This window comes from Variovorax sp. GW821-FHT06D12 (assembly GCF_059419205.1).
In genome coordinates this window covers 236039-247020 of record NZ_JBWKRI010000005.1, presented here as the reverse complement: position 1 = coordinate 247020, position 10982 = coordinate 236039, and the positions used below count along the sequence as shown (strand labels likewise).

The 10982-nt window shown below is 68.7% G+C and carries 8 protein-coding genes; 5 read left to right on the top strand and 3 right to left on the bottom strand.

Annotated elements, in window-relative coordinates:
* Nucleotides 1–39: 39 nt before the first annotated feature.
* A complete protein-coding gene (locus AC07SQ_RS17425) occupies nt 40–2283 on the bottom strand; it encodes a cyanophycin synthetase (RefSeq protein ID WP_260685188.1) in 2244 nt (747 codons plus the stop codon).
* Between the two features lie 139 nt (nt 2284–2422).
* Between AC07SQ_RS17425 and AC07SQ_RS17420 the strand changes: the two genes are divergently transcribed.
* From AC07SQ_RS17420 to queC, 3 genes are all read left to right on the top strand, one after another.
* Nucleotides 2423–4711: a cyanophycin metabolism-associated ABC transporter gene (locus AC07SQ_RS17420; protein ID WP_495272383.1), complete on the top strand. Its 2289-nt coding sequence runs from the start codon at nt 2423–2425 to the stop codon at nt 4709–4711.
* Nucleotides 4711–5193, top strand: a complete 483-nt coding sequence (locus tag AC07SQ_RS17415; RefSeq protein WP_159273941.1) for a cyanophycin metabolism-associated DUF1854 family protein — start codon at nt 4711–4713, stop codon at nt 5191–5193. The genes AC07SQ_RS17420 and AC07SQ_RS17415 overlap by 1 nt, the downstream gene beginning before the upstream one ends.
* An 86-nt stretch (nt 5194–5279) precedes the next feature.
* Nucleotides 5280–5984 (top strand): 7-cyano-7-deazaguanine synthase QueC, encoded by a 705-nt coding sequence (queC, locus tag AC07SQ_RS17410; protein ID WP_095743689.1) that lies wholly within the window; start codon nt 5280–5282, stop codon nt 5982–5984.
* On the opposite strand, the gene AC07SQ_RS17405 is transcribed toward queC, so the two are convergent.
* Together AC07SQ_RS17405 and AC07SQ_RS17400 are read right to left on the bottom strand one after the other, a co-directional pair.
* Entirely contained in the window at nt 5966–7777 is a 1812-nt protein-coding gene (locus AC07SQ_RS17405) for an ABC transporter ATP-binding protein/permease (RefSeq protein WP_495272384.1), read from the bottom strand. The genes queC and AC07SQ_RS17405 overlap by 19 nt on opposite strands.
* Nucleotides 7778–7890: 113 nt before the next feature.
* Nucleotides 7891–8451, bottom strand: a complete 561-nt coding sequence (locus AC07SQ_RS17400; protein WP_495272385.1) for a phosphonate degradation HD-domain oxygenase — start codon at nt 8449–8451, stop codon at nt 7891–7893.
* A gap of 207 nt (nt 8452–8658) precedes the next feature.
* Here AC07SQ_RS17400 and AC07SQ_RS17395 point away from each other — a divergent pair, with 207 nt between their 5' ends.
* Complete coding sequence (locus AC07SQ_RS17395; protein ID WP_095948258.1) at nt 8659–9693, top strand: putative 2-aminoethylphosphonate ABC transporter substrate-binding protein; 1035 nt, start codon at nt 8659–8661, stop codon at nt 9691–9693.
* Nucleotides 9694–9715: 22 nt separating this feature from the next.
* The gene (locus tag AC07SQ_RS17390) at nt 9716–10789 is read left to right on the top strand and encodes an ABC transporter ATP-binding protein (RefSeq protein WP_070060031.1); all 1074 of its coding nucleotides are present in this window, start codon (nt 9716–9718) and stop codon (nt 10787–10789) included.
* Nucleotides 10790–10982 lie beyond the last annotated feature (193 nt).

Here is a 10982-nt window from a genome sequence, read left to right as displayed (position 1 = left end):
AGGGCGCCGGCCCCGCGGGTGGCGGGGCGGCGCATCGTGTCATGCCAGTTGTAGTTGGGGCGAAAGGGGCGAGGCCTGCGACAGCTGCAGCGAGGCCAGGGCCGCCTGCAGGTCGGCTTCGAAGGCTTCGACGCCGGCGCCGATCAGGTTGAGCGGAATGCCCATGGCCCAGGCGGCGGCCACGGCGGCCAGCAGGCTTTCGAGGCTCACGCCGACGTGGGTCGCGCGCCAGATGGTCAGGCGGCCCAGGCCGGGCAGGAACGATTCGCTCGTGCCGTTGGCCAGCACCACGCGGTCCTGGCGCACCAGCACGGCCTTGCCGCCTTCGGCCTGGTGCGCGGCGAGTGCGGCGGCCTGCGGGTCGGCCGCATACAGAATGACGGCGCCATCGCACAGCGGCGCCAGCGCGGCGATGCGCGGCTCGTCGGCGTTCAGCACGGCCGTGCCTTCGCCCAGCACCACGTCGACCTGGGTGCGCAGCACCTTGACCATCTGGTCGCTCTCGGTGATGTCGTAGTCGGCCAGGGCTTCGCAGCCTTCGAGGTCGGTCACGATGCCGACTTCGCAGCGGTCGTAGGCCAGGCCGTCGCGCAGGATGGTTTCGGCGCCGTTCTCGATCACCACGGCCTCGACGGCGCGGTTCACGAGCAGGCGGTGGCCGGCGTCCCAGTTGGCGCTGTCGCGTGCATCGACGCGGCGGCGTTCCAGGAACAGGCCGTCGCGGCAGGCCAGGCCGGTGTGGCGCCCGCCGAGGTTGATGAGCCAGGCCACCAGCCGTGCGAGCACGGCGGTGTCGCGCGAGCCGGCCACGCCCACCACGGGGATGCGGCCGGGCGCGTCGTTCGGGAACAGGTGGTCGCAGATGGCGCGGCCCACGGGGCGCGGCGAGCCGATGGCCGGCTTCAGGTGCATCAGCAGGCCGGGGCCGGCGTTCACCTCGACGATCGCGCCGCCCTGCGGGCCCAGCGGCTTGGAGATATCTTGCGCGACCATGTCGATGCCCGCGATGTCCAGGCCGACCACGCGGGCGGCGAGCACGGCGGCATGCGCCACCTCGGGGTGCACGAGGTCGGTGCAGTCGTAGGCCATGTTGCCGTTGCGCTGGATCGTCACCACGCGCCCGGCGGCGGGCACCGAGTTGCCGTCCAGTTCCTGGCGCTTGAGTTCCAGCTGCAGCTTGGCATCGGTGGCCAGCACGATCACGTCGAGCGGGAATTCTTCTTCGGCGCCGCGGCGCGGGTCGCTGTTGAGCTGCTTGTCGATCAGCCCGGCCACGGTGCTGGTGCCGTCGCCGGTCACGGTGATGATCTCGCCGCGCGCGGCCGCCACCACCTCGCCGCCCACCACCAGCAGGCGGTGCTCGTGGCCGCGGATGAAGCGCTCGACCATCACGTCGCTGCCTTCGGGCTCGGCGACCGCGAAGGCGGCCATGACTTCCTCGCGCGTGGTCAGTTCGAGCGACACGCCGCGGCCGTGGTTGGCGTCCGACGGCTTCACGACCACGGGCAGGCCGATGTCTTCGGCGGCTTCCCAGGCTTCCTCGGGCGACTCGACCACCTGGCCGTGCGGCACGGGCACGCCGCAGCTGGCGAGCAGCGACTTGGTCAGTTCCTTGTCGCTGGCGATCGATTCGCCGATGGCGCTGGTGTAGTCGGTTTCCGCGGTCCAGATGCGCTGCTGGTTGGCGCCGTAGCCCAGCTGCACCAGGTTGCCGCTGTTCAGGCGCATGTGCGGAATGCCGCGGTCGGTGGCGGCGGACACGATGGCCGCGGTGCTCGGGCCGAGGTAGCAGTCCTCGACCTTGGCCTTGACGGCTTCGACGGCGGTCTGCACGTCGGCGGCGGTGAACGGGTCGTTGTTGATGGCCGCCATCAGCAGGCGGTGGCCTTCGGTGAGCGCCACGCGGGCGACCTGCTCGTCACGCGCGCGGAACACCATGCGGTACACGCCGTGCTCCGAGGTGCTGCGGGTCTGGCCGAAGCCGGTCGGCATGCCGGCCAGGTTCAGCAGTTCGATCACGACGTGCTCGAGCACGTGGCCCGACCAGGTGCCTTCGGTGAGGCGCTGGATGAACCCGCCGCGCTCGCCCACGCCGCAGTGGTGCTCGATGAGCGCCGGCAGCAGGGTGGTCAGCCGGTCGGTGAAACCGTCGATCTTGTTGGAGGGAAAGTCTTCCAGTTGGCCCAGGTCGAGCCAGACTTCGAGCACCGGACGGTAGGTCCAGAGGTTGGGACCGCGCAAATAGTTGATGCGCAGCAATTGGATGTCGTCGAAACGGGTCATGCAAACGTTCGATGTGCTTTGGCCGAGCACCACGGCGCCTTCAAGCGCACCCATGGCGATCGGTCAGAATCGGCGCCCGACCAAGGACGCCATGACGCGGTCCCAGCGGCCCGCGACGGGCAAGAGTCAAATAAACACAATGCAACATCACGATCCAGTCGGCGCCCAGGCGGGCGAAACGGAGGCGGTCTCAGGCGTGCTGAAAAGCCGACTCGCAGGCGCTGAAAACGTTTCGGTAACACTTGCGGTTGACCTCGACGACCAACTTCGCTTCGCCACCGGCCTCGTCGCCCTGACCGACCAGCGGCTCATCGCCCTGGAACCCGGTGGCGAGTGGCGTGAGTGGCCACTCACAGAGCAGGCCTTGGAAATGTGTCTTTCCGACCATGCGGGCGTCGGAACCCTCGACCTCATCGGACCCTCCGGACAGCTCGCCCGCTGGCGCTACACCCTGGCCGGCCAGCCGGCGGCGCTGAAGCTGCTCAAGCTGTTCGGCCAGCGCGCCGCGCCCGCTGTCGCGAAGGCGACAGAGGAGGTGCCCGAACTTCTCGATGTCGACGGCACCGACACCGAGCTGCAGACCCCGCCCTCGACCTGGGTGCTGTTGCGCCTGGGCCGCTTTGCCGGGCCGTACCGCAAGCAGCTGATCCTCGGGTTTGTCCTGACCCTGATTTCCACGGCCGCCACGCTGGTCCCGCCGTACCTGACCATCCCGCTGATGGACGACATCCTGATCCCGTTCCAGAACGGGCAGAAGATCGATTCCGGCCGGGTCGGCCTCTACCTGGGCGGCCTGCTGATCGCGGCGCTGGTCGGCTGGGGGCTGGGCTGGGCGCGCACCTACCTGCTGGCGCTGGTCTCGGAACGCATCGGCGCCGACCTGCGCACCACCACCTACGAGCACCTGCTGACCCTGCCGCTGGACTATTTCGGCGGCAAGCGCACCGGCGACCTGATGGCGCGCATCGGCTCGGAAACCGACCGCATCAACGTCTTCCTGTCGCTGCACGCGCTCGATTTCGCCAACGACGTGCTGATGATCGTCATGACGGCGGCCATCCTCATCTCGATCAACCCGCTGCTGGCCGTGGTCACGCTGGTGCCGCTGCCCTTCATCGCCTGGATGATCCACGTCGTGCGCGACCGCCTGCGCACCGGCTTCGAGAAGATCGACCGCGTCTGGTCCGAAGTGACCAACGTGCTGGCCGACACCATCCCCGGCATCCGCGTGGTCAAGGCCTTCGCGCAGGAGCGCCGCGAAGCCGAGCGCTTCCGCGTCGCCAACGCCTACAACCTGCAGGTCAACGACAAGCTCAACCGCACCTGGTCGCTGTTCACGCCGACCGTGTCGCTGCTGACCGAAATCGGCCTGCTCGTGGTCTGGGCCTTCGGCATCTGGCAGGTGGCGCGCGGCAGCATCACGGTGGGTGTGCTCACCGCCTTCATCGCCTACATCGGCCGCTTCTACACGCGGCTCGATTCGATGAGCCGCATCGTCTCGGTCACGCAGAAGGCCGCCGCCGGCGCCAAGCGCATCTTCGACATCCTCGACCACGTGAGCAACGTGCCCGAGCCCGCCAACCCGGTGAAGGTGGAGCGCGTGCAGGGCCGCATCGAGATGAGCGGCCTCGGTTTCCGCTACGGCTCGCGCGCCGTGATCCACGACCTCGACCTGACCATCGAGCCCGGCGAGATGATCGGCCTCGTGGGCCACAGCGGCTCGGGCAAGAGCACGCTGGTCAACCTGATCTGCCGCTTCTACGACGTGACCGACGGCGCCATCAAGGTCGACGGCACCGACATCCGCCGCTTCGCCGTGGCCGACTACCGGCGCCACGTCGGGCTGGTGCTGCAGGAGCCGTTCCTGTTCTTCGGCACCATCGCGCAGAACATCGCCTACGGCAAGCCCGACGCCACGCGCGAAGAAGTGGTGGCAGCGGCTCGCGCAGCCCACGCGCACGACTTCATCCTGCGCCTGCCGCACGGCTACGACTCGCTGGTGGGCGAGCGCGGCCAGGGCCTGTCGGGCGGCGAGCGCCAGCGCATCAGCATTGCGCGCGCGCTGCTCATCGACCCGCGCATCCTGATCCTCGACGAGGCCACCTCGGCCGTCGACACCGAGACCGAAAAGGAAATCCAGAAGGCGCTCGACAACCTCGTGCAGGGCCGCACCACCATCGCCATCGCCCACCGCCTGTCCACGCTGCGCAAGGCCGACCGCCTCGTGGTCATGGACCGCGGCGAGGTGGTCGAGGTCGGGCCGCACGACGCGCTCATGGCCAAGCAGGGCGCCTACTGGCGCCTGTACCAGGCGCAGCTGCGCCAGGGCGACGAAGACGATGTGAGCGAGGGCGCCGCCGACGAGCGCGCCAACGCCCAGGCGCCGCTGGCCGTGAGCCACGCCGCCCATCCGGCAGGGGACGTGTGATGAGCAGCACCAATACCACCATCAGCTTCGAACTCGCACGCGACACGTTCGGGCGCCTCGTGCTGACCGACGCGCAGGGCGAGCACCACGTGGGCGTGACGCCCGTGCGCGCCTTTCCGCTGAGCGCGCCCAACGAGGGCGTGTCGCTGGTCGGCAGCGAAGGCCGCGAACTCGTGTGGGTCGACCGCGTCGACCAGCTGCCCGCGCCCACCCAGGCGCTGCTGACCGAAGAACTCGCCGTGCGCGACTTCGCGCCCACCTTGCTGAAGCTGCACGGCGTGTCCAGCTTCGGCGTGCCCAGCACCTGGACCGTGAGCACCGACCGCGGCGACACCAGCTTCGTGCTCAAGGCCGAGGAGGACATCCGCCGGCTCGAAGGCGGCGCGCTGCTCATCGCGAGCGCGCACGGCGTGCAGTTCCGCATCCCCGATGCGAAGGCGCTGGACCGCGCTTCGCGCAAGCTGCTGGAGCGCTTTCTCTAGAAGCACCGCAGAACAGGGCGGCCCGCAGCACCGATCGGCTGCGAAAATCGTGCATTTGCACTACAACGGCCCCGCCGTTGACGGACATGCCCCTGCACACCACCGCCCTCGTTCTCTTCTCCGGCGGCCAGGACTCGGCCACCTGCCTGGCCGAGGCCCTGTCCAAGTACCAGCGTGTCGAAACGCTGGGCTTCGACTACGGCCAGCGCCACCGCGTCGAGCTCGACGTGCGCGGCACCGTGCTCGCGAAGATGCGCGAGCGCTTTCCCGAATGGGCGCCGCGCCTGGGCGAAGACCACGTGCTCACGCTGGCCGCGCTGGCGCAGCTCGGCGGCTCGTCGCTCACCGAAGAAGTCGCCTTCGCCATGCAGGCCGACGGCCTGCCCAACACCTTCGTGCCGGGGCGCAACCTGCTGTTCCTCACGCTGGCGGGCGCGCTGGCCTACCGGCGCGGGCTGCAGGTGATCGTCACCGGCGTGTGCGAGACCGACTTCTCGGGCTACCCCGACTGCCGCGACGACACCATGAAGGCCATGCAGCTCGCGCTGTCGCTCGGCCTGGAGCGCCGCCTCGTGATCGAGACGCCGCTCATGTGGATCGACAAGGCCGAGACCTGGGCGCTGGCCCACCGCCTGGGTGGCCAGCCGCTGGTCGACCTGATCGTGGAAGAAACCCACACCTGCTACCTCGGCGACCGCGAGCACCGCCAGGCCTGGGGCTACGGCTGCGGCGAATGCCCGGCCTGCGACCTGCGCAAGAAGGGCTGGGAGCGTTACGTCGCTGCGGCCTGAGCCGCTGTAGAGGTATCGAGCCGGTAGCGTGCGCCGCCGGCTGCACTTTCGTCCTGCGGCACCAGCGTCCACCGCTGGCCGTGGAAGTCGCCCACCGCCGGACGGTGCGCAATCGACACCATCGCACCGCCGCCCGCGCGCACCGTGTCGGCCAGCCGCTGGTAGAGCACGGCTTCGGCCGGTGCATCGAGCGCGCTGGTCACTTCATCGGCGAAGAGCCACGCCGGTTTCTTCAGCAGCACCCGCGCGATGGCCAGCCGCTGCTGCTCGCCGCCCGAGAGCTTCTGGCTCCAGGCGTCGCTGTCGTCGAGCCGGTTCACCAGGTCGGGCAGCAGCGCATCGGCCAGGGCTTGGCGCAGCTGGTCGTCGCTGAAGCCGGCGGCCGGGTGCGGGTAGGTCAGCGCCTCGCGCAGCTTGCCGTCGGGCAGGTAGGGGCGCTGCGGCATGAAGACCGCGTCGGCCGGGGCCTGCACCTTGCCGCGCGCAAACGGCCAGATGCCCGCGAAGGCGCGGAACAGCGTCGACTTTCCGCTGCCCGAGGGGCCTTGCAGCAGCACGCTGTCGCCGGGACGCACCGCCAGCGCGGCGCCGGCCAGCAGCTGCGTGCCGTTGGGCAGCGCGAGCGTGAGGTCGCTGGTGCCCAGCGTGGTGGCGCCTTCTTCGCGCTGCAGGCCGTCTTCGCGTGCGGCGTGGGCGCGCATCGCGTCGTCGAAGCTGATCAGGCGGTCGGTGGTGGCGCGCCAGACGGCCACGCGGTCGTAGTTGGCGACGAACCAGCTCAGCGATTCCTGCACCTTGTCGAAGGCCGATGAAATCTGGATCAGCGCGCCCAGCTGGATGGCGCCGCTGAAGAAACGCGGCGCCGACACGATGAACGGAAAGATCACCGACGCCTGCCCGAACATCGCGGTGAAGGTGACCAGGTTCTTCTGCTTCTTGATCAGCTGCAGGTAGTTGCGCAGCACCGCGCCGAAGCGCGTGTCGAGCTGGCCGCGCTCCACCGTCTCGCCGCGGTCGAGCGCGATGGCTTCGCTGTACTCGCGCACGCGCACCAGGTGGTGGCGGAAGTCGGCCTCGAAGCGCTGCTGGCGGAAGTTCAGGCCGATCAGCGGCCGGCCGATGAAGTGCGTGATGACCGTGCCGACCACGCAATAGACCAGCGCCAGCCACACCATCGAGCCGGCGACCTGGTAGGTGCTGCCGCCCAGCGACAGGTCGAAGGTGCCCGACAGGCCCCACAGGATGCCGATGAAGCTCAGCAGCGTGACCACCGCGTTCAGGATCTCCATCGACAGCGTCATCGTGGCGTTGGTGAACATCTGCATGTCCTCCTGGATGCGCTGGTCGGGGTTGTCGGGCGTGGCGCCGTCGGCCTGCGCGTAGCGCGCCAGTTCCAGGTGATAGAAGGTCCGGTCGGCCATCCAGCGGCCGAGGTAGTGGCGGGTCATCCACGAGCGCCAGCGCAGCTGCAGCAGCTGCGTCAGGTAGAACTTCGCCACCTGGATCGCGATGTTGAAGAAGGCCAGCCAGGCGAACACGCGGATCTCGCGCCAGAAGACCACCGCGTCCTTGTTCTGCAGCCCGTCATAGAAGCGCCCGTACCACTGGTTGAAGAGCACCAGCGCGTACACGTACGCCAGGTTCAGCGCCACGATCCCCGCGAACATGAGGCGCGCCCGCCATTTTTCTTCGTCCGAACTGAAGTAGGGCGCCGCGAGCCGCAGCACGCGGCGCAGGACCTGGACGAACGCGCCGGCACGCGCCGCGATGGTGGGGGATGGAGCAGATGACATGCGGATTTCCTCGCCGGCGCAGGGGCGCCGGACCTCGTGAGGAAACCATCGTAGACAAATGTTTCTTAAACGGGGCTGAAAGTCGGCCCGCCGTCCCTTCGCCCCGCCGGTCCTCAGCGCAGCATCACGCGCGCCGCCGTCGCCAGGAAATGCGCCAGCGGCGGCGTTCGCAGCCCCTCGGCCTTGGCCGCTTCGTCCCACAGCCGCAGCCGCACCGCGTCGCCCGACCACGGCAGGCCCGCAAAGCGCTGCGCTGCGTCGTCGTCCATCACGCCGCCCTGCAGCGCCAGGCTGCGCACCGAATCGGGCGAGAGCTTCGACACGTAGCCCGGGCGCGTCGCGCACAGGTAGCGCTTGGCGTCCACGTGCAGCCGGATCGGCTCGCGCACCGCCACGTCGAAGGCGCCGCGCAGCAGCGGCAGCGCGATGTACTGGTGGCGGTCGTCAATGCCCAGTTCGGTGGGCGAGAGCGACAGCGTCTGGTGCTCGGCGATCAGCAGGTGCCCCAGGTCGTGCAGCAATGCGGCCGTCACGAGCGTGTCGCCGGCGCCGGCCTGTTCGGCCAGCCAGGCGCATTGCAACGCGTGTTCGAGCTGCGACACCGGCTCGCCCGCGTACGCCAGCGCGCCGCGTTCGGCGAACAGGCGAGCGATCTCGGCGAGGTCGAGTGTCATGGGATTGCAAAAGAACGGTGTGCGACAGCCTGTACAGGCTCGCGTCGCTCGATGACAGCCGTGTGACGAAAGTGCAAACGCCGCAGCGCGGGTACGGCCGTGTGACAAACCTTTGTCACATAGCGCTGCGAGCATCGCTGCGTTCACGGCCCTGGCCGTGTTTTCTTTTTGCGTACACCGCCGGTTCTTACCTCGAGGGAATCTCCCATGCTGCATCGTCGTCTGATGTGGGCCGCCGTGCCCGCCGCCTTGTTCTCGCTGGCTTTCGCCGCATCGGCCCAGGGCCGCACCGAGCTGCTGGTCTACACCGCGCTCGAAGCCGACCAGGTGCAGGCCTACAAGGCCGCCTTCGAAAAGGAGAACCCGGCCATCGAACTGAAGTTCGTGCGCGACTCCACCGGCATCGTCACCGCCAAGCTGCTGGCCGAAAAGGCCAACCCGCAGGCCGACGTGGTGTGGGGCCTGGCCGCCACCTCGCTGATGCTGCTGGACAAGGAAGGCATGCTCCAGCCCTACGCCCCCAAGGGCCTGGACGCCATCAAGCCCACCATGCGCGACACGGCCAACCCGCCCAAGTGGGTCGGCATGGACGTGTGGTCGTCGGCCATCTGCTTCAACACCGCCGAAGCCACGAAGAAGAACCTGCCCAAGCCCACCAGCTGGGCCGACCTGACCAACCCGGTCTACAAGGGCCAGATCACCATGCCCAACCCCGCGGCCTCGGGCACCGGCTACCTCATGGTGTCGGGCTGGATCCAGATGATGGGTGAAGACAAGGCCTGGAAGTACATGGACGCGCTGCACCAGAACATCGGCGTGTACAGCCTCTCGGGCAGCAAGCCCTGCCGCCAGGCCGGCGCCGGCGAGTTCGCGCTCGGCATGTCGTTCGAATACCGCGCCAACAAGACCAAGCGCGACGGCGCGCCCATCGACATCGTGCTGCCCAAGGAAGGCCTGGGCTGGGACATGGAAGCCACCGGCATCATGAAGACCAGCAAGAAGCAGGACGCCGCCAAGGCCCTGGCCGACTGGGCCGTGACGAAGCAGGCCAACGAGCTGTACGCGAAGAACTTCGCCGTGCTCGCGCTGCCGGGCATCCAGGAAAAGCTCGAGTTCGTGCCGGGCGACGTCGAGAAGCTGCTCGCCAAGAACGACTTCAACTGGGCTGCCGCCAACCGCGACCGCATCCTGACGGAATGGTCGAAGCGCTACGACGCCAAGGCCGAGAAAAAGCCAATGTGATCTGGGTTTCGGGTAGCCGCACATGACCAGCTTTCTTTCTCTTCGCGGCATAGGCAAGTCCTTTGGCGCCACGCGCGTGCTCGACGGCATCGACCTGGACATCGAGCCCGGCGAGTTCGTCTGCCTGCTCGGTCCTTCGGGCTGTGGCAAGACCACGCTGCTGCGCATCGTGTGCGGCATCGAGCGCGCCGACAGCGGGCAGATCCTGCTCGGCGGCCAGGACATCGCGGGCCTGCCGCCCGCGGCGCGTGGCTTCGGCGTGGTGTTCCAGTCGTATGCGCTGTTCCCCAACCTCACGGCGGCGCAGAACATCGCCTACGGCCTGCACCCCACGGGCGCCTTGGCGCGCGAGATGGCCAAGCGCTCGCGCGAAATGCTCGATCTTGTCGGCCTCACCGCGCATGCCGACAAGTACCCTGTGCAGCTCTCGGGCGGCCAGCAGCAGCGCATCGCCTTGGCGCGCGCCCTGGCGCCCAACCCGCGCCTGCTGCTGCTCGACGAGCCGCTCTCCGCGCTCGACGCGCAGGTGCGCGCCACGCTGCGCAGCGAGATCCGCGCGCTGCAAAAGCGCCTGGGCATTGTCACCATCATGGTCACGCACGACCAGGAAGAGGCCCTCTCGATGGCCGACCGCGTGGTGCTGATGCACAACGGCCGCATCGAGCAGGCCGGCACGCCCGACGAGCTGTACCGCAAGCCGCGCACCCGCTTCGTGGCGGGTTTCGTGGGCCGCATGAACATGCTGCCCGCCACCGTGCTGGCCGACGGCAAGGTGCGCGTGCGCGACAGCGAACTGTTCTGCGCGCCCGGCAGCCTCAGCGTCGGTTCGCAGGCCACCGTGGGCATCCGTCCCGAGCATGTGGTGGTGAAGCGCTTCGGTTCCGAGCTCGGCACCAACAGCTTCGCCGCGCGCCTGCTCGACACCGAGTTCTTCGGCAACCGCACCTCGGCCCGCCTGGCCTGCGAGCCACTGGGCATCGAGATCGAGGCCGAGCTGCCCGCCGATGCACGCAGCGGCGGCGAAGAGCCGCTGGTGCCCAGCAGCATGGTGCACATCCAGCTTCCCCTGAACGCGCTGTCGGTCCTGGCGCAATGACATGACATCGCGTGTGCGAGGTCCTTGTCGCGTGGTGCGCAGCCATCCAGGGCGCGCTCCCGCCGACGGGGTACCTTGCTCCGCGAATGTCCCCCGGCCTGCGGCCTCCTCCTTGATTTCGCTGCGCAAGGCACCCCATCGACGTGAGCGTGACACACAGCGGTCGTTGATCGGCTGCACACCAGCGCTGCGT